Raw genomic sequence first — 20,411 nt, 5'->3', positions numbered from 1 at the left:
CGTAGGCTCTTTGTCCATGAGCGCGCTCACCTGGGCGGTCGCCGCGGTCGTCAACGACGACGCCGGCCGGGTGCTGCTCTGCCGGCAGGGCCGGGGTGAGCGCCGCCACGCGCTACCCGGCGGGCGGCTACGCCCGGCCGAGAGCCCGGCGCAGGCGGCCCTGCGGGACATCCGCACGGAGACCGGCTGGGAGATCGAGCTGGTCGACCTGGTCGGCGTCTACCACCTGACCGGCCCCGGCGGGCAGCCGTCGCCCGGACGCGCCGGGCCACTGCCGAACGTCCTCGTGCACGTCTTCCGGGCCCGCGCCGCCGGCCCACCGGCGGCCGACCCGCTGCCGGGCTGCCGGTTGTCCTGGCACTCCCCCGACGCGCTGCCGGAGGCCGTCACCCCGCTCACCCTGGCCGCCGTCACGCACGCTCGCGCCGGCCGCTCCGGCGTACTGCACGCCGTCCCCTGGACGCCCGACGCCGTCGACGCCCCGCCGCCACCAGCCGCTCGCGTGGCCGAGGAGTGTGGGCGGGCGAGTGACCCGGCCGCACCGCCGGGGACCGGCCCGGACGCACGGCCGGGGACCGGCCCGGACGCACGGCCGGGGACCGGCCCGGACGCACCGCCGGGGATCGGCCAGGACGCACGGCCGGGCGTGGGGCAGCCACCGGGACAACGCGGCGAGCCCGCGGACCCGTCCCTACGGCCCTGAGAACCAGGGGCGAGCACCAGAGATCCGCCGCGTGGGCCTCACCGGATGACCGGTATACCGGTTACGAGGCACACGTACCCCGTGGCCCACACGGCTTACCGGCGGCGGACCGGGCCCGGGGCTCAGCGGGCCGGGTTGCGGACGCCCTCGGCAAGCTCGGTGCTGAGGGCCCGCAGGGCAGTCAGCCCCTCCGCCTCGGTGGGCGCGTCGAGGAGACACCGGATCAGCGCGCTGCCGACGATCACCCCGTCGGCGTAGCCGGCGACGGTGCCGGCCTGCGCACCGGTGCCCACGCCGAGACCGACACCCACCGGCAGGTCGGTGACCTCCCGGACCCGGGAGACAAGCGTCGGTGCGGCGTCCGAGGTACGCGCCCGCGCCCCGGTGACACCCATCACCGCTGTGGCGTAGACGAAACCACGACAGTGCTGCACGGTCATCGCCAGCCGCGCGTCGGTGGACGACGGGGAGACCAGGAACGTGCGGTCCAGTCCGTGTGCGTCGGAGGCGGCCAGCCACTCCGCCGCCTCGTCGGGAATCAGGTCCGGGGTGATCAGGCCGGTGCCACCGGCGGCGGCGAGGTCACGGGCGAACACGTCCACGCCGTACCGCTCGACCGGGTTCCAGTAGGTCATGGTGACCACCGGCGCGCCGGTGGCGGCCACCGCCTCGATGATGCGCAGAGTGTCCCTGGTGCGGACGCCGCCGGCCAGCGCGATGTCGCTTGCCTTCTGGATCACCGGCCCGTCCATCACCGGGTCGGAGTAGGGGATCTCCACCTCGATGACGTCGACGCCGGCCTCGACCATGGCGGTCATCGCGGCGATGCTGCCGTCGACGGTCGGGAACCCGGCCGGCATGCAGCCGATCAGCAGGGCCCGTCCGTCGGCGCGGGCCTTGTCGAAGGCCACCCCGATCCGGCTCATCTCACCGCTCCTTGTCGAGGATGCCGAAGTAGTCGCCGGCGGTGTGCACGTCCTTGTCGCCCCGACCGGAGAGGTTGACCACGATGGTGGGCTCCCGACCCAGTTCGGCGGCGAGCTTCGGGGCCAGCGTGACGGTGCCGGCGAGCGCGTGTGAGCTCTCGATCGCCGGGATGATCCCCTCGGTGCGGCAGAGCAGCTCGAACGCTGCCATCGCCTCGTCGTCGGTGACCGGCAGGTAACTCGCCCGGCCGGTGTCGTGCAGCCAGGCATGCTCGGGCCCGACGCCCGGGTAGTCCAGACCGGCGGAGATCGAGTGCGACTCCAGCGTCTGCCCGTCGGCGTCCTGCAACACGTAGGTGCGGGTGCCGTGCAGGACCCCGGCCGACCCACCGGTGATGCTCGCCGCGTGCCGACCGGTGGTCACCCCGTCACCACCGGCTTCGAATCCGTACAGCCGCACGTCGTCGTCGCCGACGAACGCGTGGAAGATGCCCAGCGCGTTGGAGCCACCGCCGACGCACGCGGTGACCGCGTCCGGCAGCGCCCCGGTCAGGTCGAGGCACTGCTGACGGGCCTCGTCACCGATGCCCCGGACGAAGTCGCGGACCATCGCCGGGAACGGGTGCGGGCCGGCGGCGGTGCCGATCAGGTAGTGCGTCTCGTCGACGTTCGCCACCCAGTCGCGCATCGCCTCGTTCATCGCGTCCTTGAGGGTGCGCGAGCCGGTGGTCACCGGCACGACGGTGGCCCCGAGCATCCGCATCCGGGCCACGTTGAGCGCCTGCCGCTCGGTGTCGACCTGGCCCATGTAGACCACGCACTCCAGGTCGAACAGGGCGGCGGCGGTCGCGGTGGCCACGCCGTGCTGGCCGGCGCCGGTCTCGGCGATCACCCGGGTCTTGCCCATCCGCTTGGTGAGCAGCGCCTGGCCGAGCACGTTGCGCACCTTGTGCGCACCTGTGTGGTTGAGGTCCTCGCGCTTGAGCAGCACCCGTGCCCCGAGCTTCGCGGAGAACCGCCGGGCCTCGTAGAGCAGCGACGGCGTACCCGCGTAGTCCCGCAGCAGCGCGCCGAACTCCGCCTGGAAGGACTCGTCCGCCATCGCCGTGCGCCACGCCCCGTCGAGCTCGTCGAGCGCGGCCACCAGGGCCTCGGGAACGAACCGACCGCCGAAACGGCCGAAGTGGCCGGCGGAGTCGGGCTGCGGGCCGGCCACCGGGGCCAGCGCGTCGGCGCTCATCGGAAATCCTCTCGGTGGGAACGTCCGGTGCGAGGTCAGCGCACCGGACGGGGCGTGGCCGGGTGGTTACCCGCGTTGACCAACTCGGCGACCGCCTCGCGAGGGCTCTTCTGGGTGACCAGGCCCTCGCCCACGAGGACCGCGTCAGCACCCGCGGAGGCGTACCGGATCAGGTCGTGCGGACCACGCACGCCGGACTCGGCGATCTTGACGACGCTGCTGGGCAGGCCGGGCGCGATCCGCTCGAACACCGACCGGTCGACCTCAAGGGTACGCAGGTCACGGGCGTTGACCCCGATCACCTGAGCGCCCGCCTCCAGCGCGCGGTCGGCCTCTTCCTCGTCGTGCACCTCGACCAGCGCGGTCATGCCCAACGACTCGATCCGCTCCAGCAGGCCCATCAGCACGTTCTGCTCAAGGGCGGCGACGATCAGCAGCACCAGATCGGCGCCGTGCGCGCGTGCCTCGTGCACCTGGTAACTGGAGACCACGAAGTCTTTACGCAGCACCGGCACACTCACCGCGGCCCGCACGGCGGCCAGGTCGTCGAGCGAGCCACCGAACCAGCGCCCCTCGGTCAGCACACTGATCACCCGCGCCCCACCGGCCGCGTAGTCGACAGCCAGGTCGGCCGGATCGGCTATCTCGGCCAGCCGCCCCTTGGACGGCGACGAGCGCTTCACCTCGGCGATCACGGCCACGCCCGGTTTACGCAACGCCGCGTACGCGTCCAGCGGCGGCGGCGCCGCCGCCGCCAGTGCACGGATCCGCTCCAGCGGAACCTGCTCCTGGCGTCGGGCGACGTCCTCACGCACGCCAGCCAGAATCTCGTCGAGCACGCTTACGGACGCTGCCTGACCGGCATCGTCCCCCTCCGCGTGCGCATGCTCAGCAGTCACCAACGGACTCCCCTCTCCGGGCGTCATGGGCCGATGCTAGGGGCAGCCGACCGACACCGAATGCCGGGGGTATGGCGCTGCTCACGAAAAGGGCTGCGGCATAATGGCCGACTTGCCGTGAACGGTGTGTCACGCAGCGCCACCTCCCGTATCGACAATCGTCACCCGGTATGGAGCCTGACGGCCCGCGGTCAGCAGGTGCCGTTGCATCGATCATGCCACCAGTTCCGGACCGGCGCCCGACGACAACGGCGTCGATCGATGTTGTGAGCAAGCTCAAGGCCGAACGGACGGTCCCTGGTCACGGCCGGGGCGGGACAGTTGACCGGGCGGTCACGACGGCGAAACGTCAACCGGCCAGCATCGTCCTCGGGCAGACTCGATGAGGCGCCTGCCCCGACCGTCGCAACTCCTCGTGCGAGGTGACCATGAGCATGTCCGAGCCGCAAGCGACAATCGGCCTGACGACCATCTCGCGGACGGTGGCATCGCTGGCCGTCGGGGTGGTGCACACCGTGGAACGGGCAGTGGTGGGCGAAGGGCGGATGCGCACAGCGCGTGGCAACGCCTGGGAGGCGGTCTGCGCCGACCGGGCCCGCGCCGACCAGCGCGCCGAACTCAACCGCCTGGTGGCCGAACTGACCGCCGCCCGCGCCGCCACCCAGCGACCGCAGCGGGACCGTCAGCCGGTCGGCTGACCCCACCGACGGTAACGGCCGTCGCCGTCAGTCGGTCGTCGGATCCTCACCCCGATCAAGCGCGTCCCACGCCTCGGTGGTCCGCCGCCCGGCCATCGGCGCGGACGAGTCCGGTGTGCCGCTCGGCGATGGTGCGCCCCCCGGCGCGGTGCGCCCCGGCCGTTCGTACCGGGCGCCCATCGCCGGCCAGCCAGCGCCGCGCACCGCCGTCCAGAACCCACCGGCAGCCGCCAGCACGCCGCCGAGCAGGCAGAGCACCGGCCACTGCCGGTTCACCGAGCCGTCGACGTCGACGCCCAGCCCGTACCCAGCACCGGCCGCCACCGCCAGCGCGAGCACCCCGAGCACCGCGCCGAGCACCTGCCGCGGCCGGCCCCGGGTCGCCAGCACCGCGCCACCGCCGGCCAACGTCACCAGGGCCAACGCCGGCAGCCACGGCAGCAGCCCCGCACCGCTGCGGGTCTCCCGTACCGGCGGCAGCGGCGCCGGGCGCACGGTCAGCTCGACCGACCAGGTCCGCGTCGCGGCCCACAGCGCCAGGCCCGCGCCGACCAGGCAGAGCAGCACGGCGTACGTCAACTCGCGCCGGCCCCCGGCGGACCGCTCGCCGTCAGTCACCGGACCACCCCTCCGATCGCGACTGCGGGGCTCCGCTGCGCTGCACTCCTCGCGCTCACCGAGCCACCCCTTCCGTTCGCGACTGCGGGGCTCCGCTGCGCTGCGCTCCTCGCGCTCACCGAGCCGCTCGCAACGTCTCGGCGGCGGCGATCGCCGCCAACACGGCGGCGGCCTTGTTGCGCGTCTCCTGCTCCTCGGCGGCCGGATCCGAGTCGGCCACCACACCGGCTCCGGCCTGCACGTAGGCGCGGCCGTCACGGATGAGCGCGGTCCGAATGGCGATCGCCATGTCCAGGTCGCCACCGAAGCCGAAGTAGCCCACAGTGCCGCCGTAGAGGCCGCGGCGGACCGGCTCCAACTCCTCGATGATCTCCATGGCCCGCACCTTCGGCGCACCGGAGAGGGTGCCGGCCGGGAACGTCGCGGCGAGCGCGTCGAACGCACTCTGATCGTCGCGTAACGTGCCGGTGACGGTGGAGACGATGTGCATGACGTGGCTGTACCGCTCGATGGTGGCGAACTCGGGCACCTCCACGCTGCCGGGCTGACACACCCGGCCCAGGTCGTTGCGGCCGAGGTCGACGAGCATCACGTGCTCGGCCCGTTCCTTCGGATCGGCGAGCAGCTCCGCGGCGAGCACGGCGTCGGCGGCGGGGGTGTCGCCGCGCGGCCGGGTGCCGGCGATCGGGTGCAGCAACACGTGACGCCGCCCGTTCGCACCGCCGGTGACCTTCAGGTGCGCCTCCGGGGACGAGCCGACGATGTCGTACCCGTCGAAGCGCAGCAGGTACATGTACGGGCTGGGGTTGCTGGTACGCAGCACCCGGTAGACGTCAAGCGGGTCGGCGTGCGTCGAACGCTCGAAGCGCTGGGAGAGCACGATCTGGAAGCACTCACCGGCCCGGATCGCCTCCTTGGCCGCCTCCACCGCCTTCGGGTAGCCGCCGTCGGGCGTACGGCAGAGCACCTCCCCGACCTGCGGACGCTCGACGGTGGAGATCATCGGGGGGATGGGGCGGGACAGCGCCGTGGTCATCGCGTCCAGCCGGCCCACCGCGTGGTGGTACGCGGCGGCGACCTGCGGGGCGCGGTCCGGGGCGTCCAGCGGCGGCAGCACCGCGTTGGCGACCAGGATCGCCGAGCCGTCGTAGTGGTCGAGCACCACCAGGTCGGTGGCGAGCATCATGCCCAACTCCGGCACGCCGAGGTCGTCCTCGGTCAGCTCGGGCAGCCGCTCGAAGCGGCGCACCAGGTCGTAGCCGAGGTAGCCGACCATGCCGCCGGTCAGCGGCGGTAGACCGTCGGAGGGGTCCCCGGCCGGGCCGGCGAGCGCCGCCACCGTCTCCCGCAGCACCCGCACCGGGTCACCCTCGGTGGGCAACCCCGCCGGCGGCTGGCCGAGCCAGGTCGCCACGCCGTCCCGCTCGACCAGGGTGGCGCTGCTCCGTACGCCGACGAACGAGTATCGCGACCAGGCCATGCCGGCCGAGCCGACCCCCTGCTCGGCGGATTCCAGCAGGAACGTGCCGGGCCCCCCGGCCAGCTTGCGGTAGACCCCGACCGGCGTCTCCGCGTCGGCCAGCAGCCGCCGGGTCACCGGCACCACCCGCCAGTCGGCGGCCAGCTCGGTGAAGGTGCCCAGGTCGGGGCTGACGATGCCGTCGGTCATGGCTGGGTCTGCCTTTCGTTCGCGGCTGCGGGGCTGCGCCGGGCTGCGCCGCGCCGGCTCACCGGCCCTCCGGGGCGGTGACGGGCAACTCGGTGAAGAAGCAGGTCCGGTGTCCGGTGTGGCAGGCCGCACCGACCTGCTCCACGCTCACCAGCAGGGCGTCCCCGTCGCAGTCCAGCGCCACCGAGCGGACGTACTGGTGGTGCCCGGAGGTGGCCCCCTTGACCCAGTATTCGCGTCGGCTGCGCGACCAGTAGGTGGCCCGGCCGGTGGTCAGGGTGCGGTGCAGCGCCTCGTCGTCCATCCAGGCGACCATCAGCACCTCTCCGGAGTCGTGCGCGCGGACCACCGCGGCGACCAGACCGTCGGCGGTGCGGCGCAGCCGGGCCGCGATGGCCGCGTCGAGTCGGGACGGGCGGGCCGACCCGGCTGCCACCGGGTCGCTCGGATCGCTGGGGACGCCGGTCGCCGGCGAGTCAGGTACGGACACAGTGTCCAAGTGTCCCGCACGTGGCGCGGGCACCGGCGACCGCTCCCGGCAGGGCTGCGGCGCGGACCCCTCGGGCCGGGCCAGCTGGGCCACGTAACGGTCCAGCCGGCCGTCGACAAGGGCGGCGGCCAGGTCCGCACCGGTGGCCTCGGCGATCTCCTCGGCGTACGGCCGGATCAACGGCAGGGTGCCGGCGACCAGTCGTACGGCGGCGGCCCACAGCTGGCCGGTGGCCCCTGGTCGCAGTCCGAGGCAGAGCAGCATGTCCGCCCGGTAGCCCGGCGGGGCCACCGGCAGGTCCAGGGCCGCCGCGAAGGCCGCCCGACGGGAGTGGACCCGCACCGACGGGTTGGCGGGTCGCAGCACCGACGGGCACAGCCGAGCCAGGTCGGCGACGGCGAGCCGGACCCCGAGGCGGTCGTGGGCGGACCGGGCGGCGGCTGCCTTACCGAGCGTGGCGATCAACTCCTCGAGCCGGGGTGGCTCGGCGGGCTGACAGAGCACCGGCAGGTCGATTCGGGGCCGCCAGTGCGGGTCGGCCCAGAGCAGCCGCGCCGGTGCGGTGACCGGCAGCCCGAACGCCCAGTCGGCCGGTTCGCCGAGCCGGTGCACCCAGGAGCGGACGTCCCGGGCGGCGACCGAGACGTGGGTGACCCGACCAGCTGATTCGGCCAGGTACGCCTGGCGTGCGGCGTACGGTGCCCCGCCGACCAGCACGTCGAGGTCGACGTCGCTGTGCGCGGTGGCGGCCCGGCGGGCGTGGCTGCCGCGCAGCAGGATGCCGACGACCGGCCGCTCGGCGCCCTGCCGCAACCGCGCGGCCCAGTCCTCAAGAAAACCGCTGTCCGGTAACGGAGCGTGACCCACCGCGCCATCGTGCCGTACGTCCGATCAGCGCGCAATGCCCGTTGGCGGACTCGGTGTCCGGTCCGGAGCCTACTGCCCGTTCTCATGCTCTCCGCAACAGCGGACAGTCGGCCACCGCTCCCGGCCGTTGCGCCCGGCTCGGTATTTCATCTAGCGTTGATTTCAACAGATGATGAGTTTCTTGGGAGGTGCACGATGCACGACGCGATAGCCGTCCGCGACCTGGTCGTCGACCGGGGCGGGCGGCGGGTGCTGGACCGCATCAGTTGCCGGGTCACCAGCGGCGCCGTCACCGGGCTGCTCGGCCCCAGCGGCAGTGGCAAGACCACGTTCATGCGCGCCGTGGTCGGGGTTCAGGTGGTCAACGGCGGGACGGTCACCGTCCTCGGGCAACCGGCGGGCACCCCGGCGCTGCGGCACCGGGTGGGCTACCTGACCCAGGCACCGAGCGTCTACGCCGACCTGACCGTCCGGGAGAACGCCCGCTACTTCGCGGCCCTTCACGGGCGGGGGCGGGTCGAGGCCGACCGGGCGATACGCGATGTCGGGCTGGCCGAGGCCGCCGGTCAACTGGTCGCCACCCTCTCCGGCGGTCAACGCAGCCGCGCCTCGCTGGCCTGCGCCCTGGTCGGGGAGCCGGAGCTGGTCATTCTCGACGAACCGACCGTCGGTCAGGACCCGGTGCTGCGGGCCGACCTCTGGGCCCGGTTCCACGCGATGGCCGCCGCCGGCACCACCCTGCTGGTGTCCAGCCACGTGATGGACGAGGCGGCCCGCTGCGACAGGTTGCTGCTGATCCGCCAGGGGCGGTTGATCGCCGACGACAGCCCGGCCGCCATCCGCGCCGCCGCCGGAGTGGACGACCTCGACGAGGCGTTCCTGCGCCTGATCCGGGCCAGCGAGGCGGACCCGACCAGCACCGCTTCGCAAGCCGGACAGGAGCCCTCATGAACCCCCGGATCCTGGTCGCCACCACCGGCCGCATCCTGCGTCAACTCCGGCACGATCGCCGGACCATCGCGCTGCTCGTGGTGGTGCCGGCCGTCCTGCTCACCCTCGTCCACTTCATGTACGCCGACCAGCCGACCCCACCCGGCCAGCCGAGCACGTTCGACAGGGTCGCGCTGGTGATGCTCGGCATCTTCCCCTTCGTGATCATGTTCCTGGTGACGAGCATCGCCATGCTCCGGGAACGCACCTCCGGCACCCTGGAGCGGCTGCTCACCACGCCGCTGGGCAAGCTCGACCTGCTCTTCGGGTACGGCATCGCGTTCGGGCTGGCCGCTGCCGCACAGGCGGCCGTCGCCGCCGCCGTGGCGTACTGGATCTTCGACCTGGACACCGCCGGCAGCAGCTGGCTGGTGATCGGGATCGCTGTCGTCGACGCCGTGCTCGGCGTCGCGCTCGGGCTGCTGTGCAGCGCCTTCGCGCGTACCGAGTTCCAGGCAGTACAGTTCCTGCCAGTCGTGGTGATCCCCCAACTGCTGCTCTGCGGGCTGTTCGTGGCCCGCGACGAGATGGCCGGTTGGCTCCAGGCGCTCAGTGACGCCTTCCCCCTGTCGTACGCCATCGAGGCGTTGCAGGAGGTCGGCGCCCACGCCGAGCCGACCGGCACAATGTGGTGGGACGTGGCGGTGGTGCTCGGCGCGGTGGTGCTGGCGCTGGTGCTCGCGGCGGCCACCCTGCGCCGACGCAGCGGGTGAGGCTGCGGCAGCCGTGGGCGGATCGGCCCACGGCTGCCCAGGCGGACGAACGAGGGGCGGCGATGACGCGGCGGACCGGCCGGCGACCCGGCAACCCGGACACCCGGGAGGCGATCCTCGACGCGGCGCGCAGCGCGTTCGCCGAGCGTGGCTTCGACTCCGCCTCGATCCGCGCCATCGCCGCCACCGCCGGCGTCGACCCGGCGTTGGTGCACCACTACTTCGGCAGCAAGGACCAGCTCTTCCGCACCGCGATGGACTTTCCGGTCGACCCTGGCCAGTTCCTGCCGGAGGTGCTCGTCGGTGACCCGGACGGCGCCGGTGAGCGCCTGGTGCGCACGTTCCTCGGCATCTGGGACTCACCGGCCGGCAGCGCCGCCCAGGCACTGCTGCGCTCCGCGGTGAGCAACGAGTGGACCGCTCGCCTGCTGCGCGAGTTCGTCACCACCCAGGTCCTGCGGCGGGTGCTCGAACAGCTCGACGTCGACCCGGCCCAACTGCCGCTGCGCGGTTCCCTGGTGGCCACCCAGATGATCGGCCTGGCCATGATGCGGCACGTGGTGCGCCTGGAGCCGGTCGCGTCGGCGGACCCGGAAACCCTGGTCGCCACTATCGGCCCGACGATCCAGCGCTACCTCACCGGCCCGCTGCCGGTCTGACGCGCCAGCAGGCCGGCGCGGCACCGGTCGCGCTCAGCCCGGTGGGCGGGTGCCGGCGGGCAGTCGCAGTGGCGGCAGCAGTCGCGGCAGGTCGGCCGGGTCGGTCACCGGGTCGGGGAACGCCAACCGGATCCGACGCCGGGCGCCGGGGTGGCCGAGCGCCACCACCAGCCCGTAGCGGTCGATCCGCACCACCCGGGGCGGCCCGTCGAGGGTCCGCTCGGTCAGGCCGAGCTGCCGGCGCAGGTACGCGGTCACCTGGGCACCATGGCGCTCGGAGAGGTCGGCGAGCAGCCGCGCCTCGACCGGGTGCACCGGGTCCGGCTCGGCCTCCGCGTACTCCCCCGGGTCGATCCGGAGCACGGCGCCGGCGCGTTCCCAACGGACCTCGACCACCTCGAAGCGGAACAGCCGGAACCGGGTGCCCAGGTCGAGCAGGTCACCGGTCGGCTCCACAGCGGCGAAGTCGAGCGCCGCCCGGCGGGCCTCGTCGCCGTGCAGCTCGACCGCCCAGCCGGAAACCCAGGCCCGGCCCAGACCTGGCGCACCGGCGGCGGGCGGCAGGTCGAGCACGTCGAGCACCACCGCGACATCGCCGACCCCGGCGACCGGTCGCAGTACGGCGGCCAGGTGGCTGGCCACCGGCACCAGCAGCAGCACCCGCCCCTCCGGGTCGGTCACGTGCCGGACGTGGTGCGGGCTCGGCCGGTGCGCGAGATGGACCAGGCCGGGCAGCCGGCCGGCGACCAGGGTACGAACGATCTCGGCGGGGTTGGGCCGCATGGCGCGACCTCCTTCAAAGGTTAGGCTTACCTAACCCGGAGCCTAGAGCACCCGGCCGGCGGCGTCCACCACTCAGCGCGCAGACGCCTCACCTGGTCTGCTCCAGCCAGGAGGCGTAGAGCAGGCCGTAGACCGAGTCGGCGTCGCGGACCAACTCGTCGTGCGGGCCACGCTGCACCACCCGGCCCCGATCCACCACGATCACCTCGTCGGCGGCCTGCGCCGTGGAGAGCCGGTGCGCGATCGCGAGGGTGGTCCGCCCCCTGGTGACCGCGTCCAGGGTGCGCTGCAGGCGCACCTCGGTCGCCGGGTCCACAGCGCTCGTCGCCTCGTCCAGCACCAACAGATCCGGGTCGGCCACATACGCGCGGGCGAGCGCGACCAACTGCCGCTCACCGACGCTGAGCGCCTCGCCACGCTCGCCGACCGGCGTGTCCAGACCCGCCGGCAGACCCTCCAGCCAGTCCGACAGGCCCAGCTCCGTGAAGGCCACGCTCAGCTCCTCGTCGGTCAACTCCGGCCGGGCGAACCGGACATTGTCCCCCACCGTCGCATCGAAGAGGAACCCGTCCTGCGGCACCATCACCACCCGGGAACGCAGCGAGTCGAACCGCACCTGCGCCAACGGCACCCCGGACAGCAGCACCGCCCCGGCCGACGGGTCCATCAACCGGGTCAGCAACTTCGCGAAGGTGGTCTTGCCGCTGCCGGTCTCGCCGACCACCGCCACCCGGCTCTTCGCCGCGATCTCCAGGTCGATGTCGTGCAGCACCGGCGGGCCACCCGGGTAGGCGAACCGCACCCCGGCGAACCGGATGTCCAACGGCCCGGCCGGCAGGTTGCGCCCCTGCTCCCCCGGGTCTGCCACGTCCGGAGCGACGTCGAGCACATCCAGCACCCGGCGCCAACCGGCGATCGCGTTCTGCGCCTCGTTGAGCACCTCGGTCGCGATCTGCACCGGCTGGATGAAGAGCGTCACCAGGAACAGGAACGCGGTCAACTGGCCGATCGACAGCGTCCCGTCCACCCCGAGCGTGACCCCCAGCACCACCACACCCGCCAGCGCCAGCCCCGCCGCCAACTCGCCGACCGAGCTACCCACGATGCTGATCCGGATCGCCCGCTGCTGCGCCAGCCGCTGCCCGTCGATAGCCTCGTCCAACCGCCGCTCGGTACGCCCCGCGATCCCGTACGCCCGGATCACCGACGCACCCACCACGCTCTCGCCGATCGTGCCGAGCAGCGTCCCGGTGCGCTGACGCACCGTCGCGTACGCCGAACCCAGCCGGCGCTGCAACTGCCGGATAACGAACACCGCCGGCAGGAACGCGGCCAACACCACAAGGGTCAACTGCCAGGAGTACGCGAGCATGACGGCGGTGGTGACCACCAGCTGACCGAGGTTCACCAACAGGATCACCCCACCCCACTGGAGGAACTGGGTGATCTGGTCGACGTCGCTGGTGACCCGGGAAACGAGCGAACCGCGCCGCTCGGACTGCTGGTGCAACATCGACAGGTCGTGCACGTGACGGAACGCCCGCGTCCGAACGTTCGCCAACGCCGTCTCACTCACCGTGAACAGCCGGCGCATCATCAGATAACCGCAGACCGTCGTGACCGTCAGGATCACCGCGGTGACCGCCACCACCGACCACACCACGTCGAGGTTCAGGCCGCCCACGATGCCCCGGTCGATGCCCTGCTGCACGGCCACCGGCACGGCCACCCGACCAACCATGTAGACCAACGCCAGCGCCAGGGTGCCGGCCAGACCGGTCCGCAACTCAGGCGACAGCGCCAACCCACGACGCAGGGTCTGCCAGGTCGTCTCCTCCCGCCCGGCACCATCCACCGTCGTCACCGGATCCCGCCCTTCGTTCGCGACTGCGGGGCTCCGCTTCGCCGCACTCCTCGCGCTCACCGAGCCGGCCTTTCGTTCGCGACTGCGGGGCTCCGCTTCGCTGCACTCCTCGCGCTCACCAAGCCGGCCTTTCGTTCGCGACTGCGGGGCTCCGCTTCGCTGCACTCCTCGCGCTCACCGGTCCACCTCGATCTCCAGGCCCGAGGGCAGCGACGCGACCTCGTCGCCGTACGCGCTCTCCTGCGCCCGCTCGACCTCCGCCTGCTCGTAGGCGGTGACCAGGTCGACGTAGCCGGGCACGGTGGCCAACAACTCGCTGTGCGTGCCCCGGGCGAGCACCCGGCCCTGCTCCACGTAGATCACCTCGTCGGCGAGCGCGATGGTGGCCCGCCGGTACGCCACCACCAGGATCGACGCGACCGGCACCCCCGGCTCGGCCGACGCGGACCGCAGCCCGGCCAGGATGGCCGCCTCCACCCGCGGATCGACAGCGCTCGTCGCGTCGTCGAGCACCAGCAGGCGCGGCCGGCCGGCCAACGCGCGGGCCAGGGTGAGCCGCTGACGCTGCCCACCGGAGAGCGAGGTGCCCCGCTCGCCGACCATGGTGTCCAGGCCCTCGGGCAACGCCGCGACGAACCCGTCCGCCTCGGCCAACCGCAACGCCGCCCAGACCGCCTCGTCGTCGATGCCCGGCCGGTCGAGGGCGATGTTCGCCCGGACCGTGTCGTCGAAGACGAACGGCACCTGCGCGACCAACGCCACAGTGCCGGCCAGCGAGGCGGCGGTCAGCTCGCGCACGTCCACCCCGTCCAGGGTGACGATGCCGGAGTCCGGATCGACGAGGCGCACCGCGAGCGAGGCGATCGTGGACTTGCCGGCGCCGGTGGGCCCGACCAGGGCCACCGTCCGGCCGGCCGGCACCGTGAAGCCGACCTCGCCGAGGACCTGCGCACCGGCCTGGTGCGCCTCGGCCGGCGGGTAGGAGAAGTGCACGTCACTGAAGGCGAGGGTGGCCGGGCCGGCACCGGCCGGGTCGAGCACGCGCCGCCCGTACGGCATCTCGCCGGTGGCGTCGAGCACCCGGCGGACCCGGTCCCAGCCGGCGACGCTGCGCGGCAACTCGGCAAGCACCCAACCGATGGCCCGCACCGGGAAGGCCAGCACTGTGAAGAGGAAGGCCACGCTCACCAACTCGGTCACGCTTATCGCGCCCTGGCGCAGCCGGAACGCCCCGACCACCAGCACGGCGAGGGTGCCGAGGCTGGGCAGGGTCTCCAACAGGGGGTCGAAGACGCCGCGCAGCCGACCGACAGCGATCAACGAGTCGCGCAGTTCACCGGCGCGACCCGCGAACCGGGCGGTCTCCTGGGCCTCGCGGCCCATCGTCTTGACCACCAGGGCGCCGTCGAAGCTCTCGTGGGCGATGCCGCTGACCTCGGCGCGTAGGCGCTGCGCCCGGGCCTGGCGGGGTGCCATCCGGCGGGAGTAGACGACGTTGAGCGCGAACAGCGCGGGGAAGACCGCCAGGCCGACCAGGGCGAGCGCCCAGTCGGTGGCGAAGAGCGACACGATCGCGCCGACAAGCATCACGAGCGTGCCGACGGCGAAGGGCAGCGGTGCGATCGGGTACCAGGCCGCCTCCACGTCGGAGTTGGCGTTGGACAGCAGGGTGCCGGTGGAGTTGCGGTGGTGCCAGGACAGCGGCAGCTCCAGGTAACGGCGGGTGACCCGGCGGCGGTAGGAGGCCTGGAGGCGGTACTGCATGTAGCCGGCACCGAGCCGGCGGCCGAAGATGCCCGCCACCCGCAGCACGCTGATCCCGAACAACGCGGTCGCGGCCAACGCCAGGGTCCCGGCGCCCACCTCACCGCGGGAGATGGCCGGCAGCGCCACCTCACCGATGACCGTCCCGACGACCCGGGCACTGACGATGATCATCCCGCCGAAGAGCACGCTGCCGACCACAGCGACCGTGAAGATTCGGGGCTGCTCGCGGATCGCCTGCCGCAGGACCCCCAGCCCTCGACTGAGTACGTCCCGACTTGTCTTGCTCGCCACGCTCTCCCCCGCCGTAAGCCGCAATTATCTCCCTCATCCTTACCGGTCCGGGCCAGCGCCGCCGACCCGGAGCGGATATGTCGACCGTCACGTACCGGATGGCGACAGGCGGCGTGCGACGGCCCGCCGGCCGTTGCCGCGCGCCGACGAGCGACCGGGCCTACGATCGGCCCATGCCGCGGTACGCCCGAGCCGAGCGCGAGGCGCTGGCCGATCTTCTGCTGGCCCTCGGGCCGGACGCCCCGACGATCAACGAGGGGTGGGTGACCCGTGACCTCGCCGCGCACCTGGTGCTGCGGGAGCGCCGCCCCGACGCGGCCGGCGGGATCCTGCTGCCGCCGCTGCGCGGCTACGCCGAACGGGTGCGCCGCCGACTCGCCGCGCGGCCCTACCCGGAGCTGGTGGCGCAGGTACGCCGGCCGCCGCTGTGGAGCCCGGTCAGCAACCCGCTCACCGACGAGTTGGCGAACACGATGGAGTTCTTCATCCATCACGAGGACGTGCGGCGGGCCGGCTCCGGGTGGCAGCCGCGCGACCTGCCCGCCGGCCTGCAGAACGCCCTGTGGAAGCGGGTCGCCACACTGGCCCGGCTGGCCCTGCGCCGCTTTCCGGCGGACCTCTACGTGCAGGCACCCGGTCACGGCGAGATCTCCGTCGGTCGGGGCGGGGAGCCGCTGCGGTTGGTCGGCGCCCCCGCCGAACTGGCCCTGTTCCTCTCCGGCCGGCAGCGGGTGGCGCGGGTCCAACTGGACGGCACCACCGCAGCCGCGCGGCAACTGCGCGGCGCCAACCTGGGCATGTGACTCCCTGAGCTTAAGCGGTCACAAGTCAAGTGTGGCGTTCCCCACACCCAGCGACGCGTACTGATGTCTCCTCCCGTACGCTTCACCGCGCCGCTCCGCGCCGGGCGGTACGAAGTGGGGGCGCACTGTGCGGAATTTTGCGATTTCGGCGCTGCGGGAGCCTCCCTTTCGGGGCGGGCACCATGGCGCCACAGAGCAGGTGGCGAGCGAGAGCGTCGAGTGGGCGCGCACGTTTGGGCTGGTCGATTCCAGCCAACGTGTGCACCGGCTACAACGGGCCGACGCCGCCGGCCTGGCCGGACGGGCCTGCCCGGACGGGTCGGTGGACGGGCTGCGCCTGCTCACCGACCTGATCAGCTGGCTCTTCGTGATGGACGACGCGTGCGACGAGGACGGCCTCGGCGCCAATCCGGCCCGGTTGGGGCCGGCGATCAGCACCCTGATCGACGTGCTGGACCGATGCGGCGACCCGAACGTCGCACCGCCCACCGTCGGGCCGCTCGGTGACGCGCTGCACGACCTGTGCCGCCGTACCCGACTGCACGACCACCCGGCCCTGCTGTTGCGGTTCGTCAGCCAGATGCGGGAGTACCTGCTGGCGTTGCTCTGGGAGGCGACCAACCGGGAGCGTCGGCGGGTGCCCGAGGTGGCGGAGTACGTCCAACTGCGGCGACACATCGGCGGGGTACGCCCGTGCCTCACGCTTACCGACCTGGCGGCGGCCCGGCCGCTCGGGGTGACCCGGCGCGTCGAGCCGGCGCTCGTCGCCCTGGATCTGCTGGCGGTGGACCTGGTCTGCTGGTGCAACGACCTGTTCTCCTACGGCAAGGAGAGCCAGGTGGACCCGGACGCGCACAACCTGGTGACGGTGCTCGCCCGCGACAGCGGCGCGAACGAGGCGGACGCGCTGCGGGCCGCGGCGGACCAGTTCAACAAGGGGCTGGCCGCGTACCTCGATGTCGAGGAGTCGCTGCTGGCCAGCGGGGACGACGGCTTGCGCGACGCGCTCGCCGCACGGCGCAACTGGGTTCGTGCCACCTACGACTGGTCAATTGTGGCCGCCCGGTACGCCTGAATCGACCGGACCGGGCGGAGGGTAGGACGGCCGGATGATCACCAGGGCTAGCCGATGCACCCCGCCAGGCAATACTCTTCGGTAACCCTCACGACGTGATCACCGTCACGCCACCACCCTCGAAGGCGGCTACAGCGATGGCTCTCGATGTACCGTACCGCTCTATCCCGGACATGTTCCTCAAGCGCGTGGCGGCCACCCCCGACCGGCACGCTTTCGCGTCCCCGAACGCCGACGACTCGGGGCCGGCCTGGCTGACCTGGGCGCAGGTCAGCCAGCGTGCCAAGGCGGTCGCCGCCGGCCTGCACGGGCTGGGTATCGGCCAGGAGGATCCGGTCGCGATCCTCGCCAACACCCGGCTGGACTGGGTGATCATCGACCTCGGCATCCTGTGTGCCGGTGGTGCGACAACCACCGTCTACCCGACCACCGAACCGGCGGACGCGACGTACATCCTCGCCGACTCCGGGTCGAAGGTGCTGTTCGCGGAAGACCCGACCCAGGCGGCGAAGATCGTCGGCGCCGACCTGCCCGCGCTCACCCACGTGGTGCTCCTCGACGGCGCCGCCGACCCCGCCGCCGCGATCCCGCAACTGACCCTCAGCGAGCTTGAGGAACAGGGCGCCCGCGCGCTGGCCGCCGAACCGGAACTGATCGACATGCTGGTGGCCGGCATCGGCCCCGACCACCTGGCCACCCTGATCTACACCTCGGGCACCACCGGCCGGCCCAAGGGCGTCGAGCTGCTGCACGGCGGCTGGTGCTGGGAGGCTGTGGCACAGGCCGAGGCCGGGCTGCTGCTCGACGACGATCTGCAGTACCTGTGGCTGCCGCTGTCGCACTCGTTCGGCAAGACACTGCTCTGCGGCGCCACCCACGTGGGGCTGCCCACCTACGTCGACGGGCGGGTGGACAAGCTTGTCGACATGCTGTCGGTTATCCGTCCGACGCTCATGTGCGGCGCCCCCCGGATCTACGAGAAGGTCTACAACCGGGCGGTGACCACCGCGCAGAGCGCGGGCGGCGCGAAGGCGAAGATCTTCGCCTGGGCGGTGCGGGTCGGCAAGGAGAAGGTGGCCCTGGAGCAGGCGGGCAAGCCGGTGCCGGCCGGGCTGAAGCTGCGCTACGCGCTGGCCGAGAAGTTGGTGTTCGGCAAGCTCCAGGCCCGCCTGGGCGGGCGGATGCGGGTGCTGGTCTCCGGCGCCGCGCCGCTCAGCCCGGAGATCGCCACCTTCTTCGCCGCGGCGAACCTGCCGATCTCGGAGGGCTACGGCCTGACCGAGACCAGCGCCGGCAACTTCGTCAACCCGCCGGGCGGGCTGCGGATCGGCACTGTGGGCCAGCCGTTGGGTGACCTGGAGTGCCGGCTGGACGCCGACGGGGAGGTCCTGCTGCGCGGCCGACCGGTGATGCGCGGCTACCACAACCTGCCGGCGGAGACCGCCGCCGTGTTCACCGAGGACGGCTTCTTCCGTACCGGTGACATCGGCATCCTCGACGAGCAGGGCTATCTCCAGATCACCGATCGCAAGAAGGACCTCGTCAAGACCTCGGGCGGCAAGTACATCGCGCCGTCGCACATCGAGGGACTGTTCAAGGCCCTCTGCCCGTACACCTCGCAGGCGGTCGTCGTCGGGCAGGCCCGCAACTTCTGCACGATGCTCGTGACGCTGGACCCGGACGGGATCCGGGGCTGGGTCGCCGGCGGGCCGCTGGAGGGGCGCAGCTACACCGAGATCGTCACCTCGCCGGAGGCCCGGGCGATGATCGACGAGCACGTCGTCCAGCTCAACGCCAGGCTCAACCGCTGGGAGCAGATCAAGAAGGTGACCATCCTGCCCCGCGATCTCACCATCGAGGACGGCGAGATCACCCCGTCCTTGAAGATCAAGCGGCGTGGTGTGGAGAGCAACTTCGCCCGCGAGATCGACAAGATGTACGCCGGCAGCCTCGCCGAACTCTGATTCCACAGAGGGTCCCGTGCCCGGCTCCCCGCCGGCACGGGGCCCTCACAGGTGGTGGCCCCGCCACCTCGTCTGGTCCTCCTCCACGGCGAGTTGCTCCGCCAGCGCCACCTCGCGGACCTCGCGCCGCCGGCGGGCGTCGACGATCGTCTGCGCCCCCACGGCCAGCCACGTGGCCACGGCCAGCATGGCCAACGCGAACATCTCGGGCAGCGAACCGGCCACCGGCACCAGCACGAGCAGCAGCAGAATTCCACCGATCGTGGGCCAGCGGGGGGCGGCGAGCATCTTCCGGCCCAGCACGATGAGCGCGAGCAGATAGAGCGCTACCCCGCCGTAGAGCGCCAGCAGGTCGAAGCTCGGCAGCGGAACCCCCCAACTCGGCGTGCCGACGTCGGCTCCCTCGTGGATCAGCCCCTTGAGTCCGAGCGCGAACAGGATGACGCCGGCGATGACCGGCAGGTGCAGGTAGGTGTAGGCGTCGCGGGCCAGGGAGGCGCGGGCGGCGGGGTCGCGGGTCCGGTGCAGGGTCTGCTCCATGCCGAGCGCCAGGGTGTCGAAGTACGCCCACCACAGCGCCGCGGCCACCGCGACGCCGAGCACCGCGGCGATGAGCACCGGCCAGGTCAGCAGCAGAACGGCGCTGCCGCCGGGAGCGAGCCCGAGCGCGATGATGGCCTCACCGAGGACGATCAGGACGATCTGGCCGTGCCGCTCCGCCCAGTGCCCGGCGGAGAGCACCGTCCAGCCGGTGCCGCGCAGCGTGAGCCCGGCCCCGTACTCCACGGCCAGGGCCGCGAGCCAGAGCACCAACCGGGCAGCCCCCTCGGCGCTCCCGTCGAAGAGCCGCTGCGGCAGCAGTGCGGCGACGACGATGAGCGCCGTGGCCAGCAGCGGCGGCAGGGCGAACAGTCGCCAGCGTCGGCGTAGGTCCCGGTTCCGCCGCCCGGCCCAGATGAAGATCGACGTCTCGCTCACCCGGACCAGGAAGTAGCCGACCGCGAAGACCAACGGGCCGGGCAGCCCGCCGGGGCGGTCGACGAACGCCTTCGGCAGGCTCAGCGCCAGCACGAAGGCGGCGGCCATTGTCGCGAAGCCGACCAGCGGGACGATGCCCTGGTCGGTACGGACCAGGTTGCCGAGCACGGCGAACCCCGTCCAGCACCACCAGAGCAGCGCCAGCACCACCAGGCACTGGGCCAGGCCGCGCGCGGTCGGATTGCCGGCGGTGACGGTGGTGACGTTCAGAAAGGCGAAGACGAAGATCAGGTCGTAGAAGAGTTCGAGGCGGGTGGCCCGGGAGCCCGGAGCGCTCCGCTGGACCCCCCGCGCCGTCGCACCCTCGCCCACCAGCAGATTGTGGCAGTCACGACGGGATGAAAGGCGCATTGC

The 20,411-nt window shown here is 72.5% G+C and carries 18 protein-coding genes and 1 pseudogene; 8 read left to right on the top strand and 11 right to left on the bottom strand.

The window, feature by feature from the left end:
- Positions 1–16: 16 nt before the first annotated feature.
- Positions 17–703, top strand: a complete 687-nt coding sequence (locus tag AB0B86_RS18685) for an NUDIX hydrolase (RefSeq protein WP_357408552.1) — start codon at positions 17–19, stop codon at positions 701–703.
- 122 nt (positions 704–825) lie between these two features.
- On the opposite strand, the gene trpA is transcribed toward AB0B86_RS18685, so the two are convergent.
- The 3 genes from trpA to trpC are packed head-to-tail and all read right to left on the bottom strand — an operon-like array spanning position 826 to position 3,708.
- Positions 826–1,629: a tryptophan synthase subunit alpha gene (trpA, locus tag AB0B86_RS18680; protein ID WP_357408550.1), complete on the bottom strand. Its 804-nt coding sequence runs from the start codon at positions 1,627–1,629 to the stop codon at positions 826–828.
- A gap of 1 nt (position 1,630) precedes the next feature.
- A complete protein-coding gene (trpB, locus tag AB0B86_RS18675; RefSeq protein WP_357408548.1) occupies positions 1,631–2,869 on the bottom strand; it encodes a tryptophan synthase subunit beta in 1,239 nt (412 codons plus the stop codon).
- Between the two features lie 35 nt (positions 2,870–2,904).
- A complete protein-coding gene (gene trpC, locus AB0B86_RS18670) occupies positions 2,905–3,708 on the bottom strand; it encodes an indole-3-glycerol phosphate synthase TrpC (protein WP_357408583.1) in 804 nt (267 codons plus the stop codon).
- 488 nt (positions 3,709–4,196) lie between these two features.
- Between trpC and AB0B86_RS18665 the strand changes: the two genes are divergently transcribed.
- Positions 4,197–4,466 carry a hypothetical protein gene (locus tag AB0B86_RS18665; protein WP_357408546.1) on the top strand — a complete coding sequence of 90 codons (270 nt, stop codon included), beginning with the start codon at positions 4,197–4,199 and terminating at the stop codon, positions 4,464–4,466.
- Positions 4,467–4,493: 27 nt separating this feature from the next.
- Here AB0B86_RS18665 and AB0B86_RS18660 read toward each other — a convergent pair whose 3' ends face one another.
- The 4 genes and pseudogenes from AB0B86_RS18660 to AB0B86_RS18645 all read right to left on the bottom strand — a co-directional run.
- Complete coding sequence (locus tag AB0B86_RS18660) at positions 4,494–5,084, bottom strand: Trp biosynthesis-associated membrane protein (RefSeq protein ID WP_357408544.1); 591 nt, start codon at positions 5,082–5,084, stop codon at positions 4,494–4,496.
- A gap of 115 nt (positions 5,085–5,199) precedes the next feature.
- Positions 5,200–6,753, bottom strand: coding sequence for an anthranilate synthase component I (locus tag AB0B86_RS18655; RefSeq protein ID WP_357408542.1), 1,554 nt, complete (start codon positions 6,751–6,753; stop codon positions 5,200–5,202).
- Positions 6,754–6,811: 58 nt separating this feature from the next.
- Positions 6,812–7,243, bottom strand: coding sequence for a phosphoribosyl-AMP cyclohydrolase (gene hisI / locus AB0B86_RS18650; protein WP_357408581.1), 432 nt, complete (start codon positions 7,241–7,243; stop codon positions 6,812–6,814).
- Between the two features lie 180 nt (positions 7,244–7,423).
- Positions 7,424–7,747, bottom strand: a pseudogene (locus AB0B86_RS18645) (phosphoribosyl-AMP cyclohydrolase); the annotation flags it as partial.
- 558 nt (positions 7,748–8,305) lie between these two features.
- Here AB0B86_RS18645 and AB0B86_RS18640 point away from each other — a divergent pair.
- From AB0B86_RS18640 to AB0B86_RS18630, 3 genes are all read left to right on the top strand, one after another.
- On the top strand, positions 8,306–9,061 hold the full coding sequence (locus AB0B86_RS18640; protein WP_357408540.1) for an ABC transporter ATP-binding protein: 756 nt from the start codon (positions 8,306–8,308) through the stop codon (positions 9,059–9,061).
- Positions 9,058–9,813, top strand: coding sequence for an ABC transporter permease (locus tag AB0B86_RS18635; RefSeq protein ID WP_357408538.1), 756 nt, complete (start codon positions 9,058–9,060; stop codon positions 9,811–9,813). Before AB0B86_RS18640 ends, AB0B86_RS18635 begins: the two co-directional genes overlap by 4 nt.
- Positions 9,814–9,875: 62 nt before the next feature.
- Entirely contained in the window at positions 9,876–10,472 is a 597-nt protein-coding gene (locus AB0B86_RS18630) for a TetR family transcriptional regulator (protein ID WP_357418737.1), read from the top strand.
- Positions 10,473–10,505: 33 nt separating this feature from the next.
- Here AB0B86_RS18630 and AB0B86_RS18625 read toward each other — a convergent pair whose 3' ends face one another.
- The 3 genes from AB0B86_RS18625 to AB0B86_RS18615 all read right to left on the bottom strand — a co-directional run bounded on the left by AB0B86_RS18625 (position 10,506) and on the right by AB0B86_RS18615 (position 15,177).
- Positions 10,506–11,255 (bottom strand): DUF2470 domain-containing protein, encoded by a 750-nt coding sequence (locus AB0B86_RS18625; protein ID WP_357418735.1) that lies wholly within the window; start codon positions 11,253–11,255, stop codon positions 10,506–10,508.
- Between the two features lie 88 nt (positions 11,256–11,343).
- Positions 11,344–13,110 (bottom strand): ABC transporter ATP-binding protein, encoded by a 1,767-nt coding sequence (locus tag AB0B86_RS18620; protein WP_357418756.1) that lies wholly within the window; start codon positions 13,108–13,110, stop codon positions 11,344–11,346.
- Between the two features lie 183 nt (positions 13,111–13,293).
- Positions 13,294–15,177, bottom strand: coding sequence for an ABC transporter ATP-binding protein (locus tag AB0B86_RS18615; RefSeq protein WP_357408531.1), 1,884 nt, complete (start codon positions 15,175–15,177; stop codon positions 13,294–13,296).
- A gap of 173 nt (positions 15,178–15,350) precedes the next feature.
- Between AB0B86_RS18615 and AB0B86_RS18610 the strand changes: the two genes are divergently transcribed.
- The 3 genes from AB0B86_RS18610 to AB0B86_RS18600 all read left to right on the top strand — a co-directional run bounded on the left by AB0B86_RS18610 (position 15,351) and on the right by AB0B86_RS18600 (position 19,019).
- The gene (locus AB0B86_RS18610; RefSeq protein ID WP_357418732.1) at positions 15,351–15,980 is read left to right on the top strand and encodes a TIGR03085 family metal-binding protein; all 630 of its coding nucleotides are present in this window, start codon (positions 15,351–15,353) and stop codon (positions 15,978–15,980) included.
- 199 nt (positions 15,981–16,179) lie between these two features.
- A complete protein-coding gene (locus AB0B86_RS18605; protein WP_357408527.1) occupies positions 16,180–17,055 on the top strand; it encodes a terpene synthase in 876 nt (291 codons plus the stop codon).
- A gap of 137 nt (positions 17,056–17,192) precedes the next feature.
- A complete protein-coding gene (locus AB0B86_RS18600; protein WP_357408525.1) occupies positions 17,193–19,019 on the top strand; it encodes a long-chain fatty acid--CoA ligase in 1,827 nt (608 codons plus the stop codon).
- A 45-nt stretch (positions 19,020–19,064) separates the two neighbouring features.
- On the opposite strand, the gene AB0B86_RS18595 is transcribed toward AB0B86_RS18600, so the two are convergent.
- On the bottom strand, positions 19,065–20,369 hold the full coding sequence (locus AB0B86_RS18595) for a low temperature requirement protein A (RefSeq protein ID WP_357418729.1): 1,305 nt from the start codon (positions 20,367–20,369) through the stop codon (positions 19,065–19,067).
- Positions 20,370–20,411: the final 42 nt, after the last annotated feature.

It is taken from the genome of Micromonospora sp. NPDC049047 (assembly GCF_040649135.1).
Taxonomy (GTDB): Bacteria; Actinomycetota; Actinomycetes; order Mycobacteriales; family Micromonosporaceae; genus Micromonospora.
Note: the sequence above shows the minus strand (reverse complement) of the source record. Positions and strands in the feature narration are given on the sequence as shown.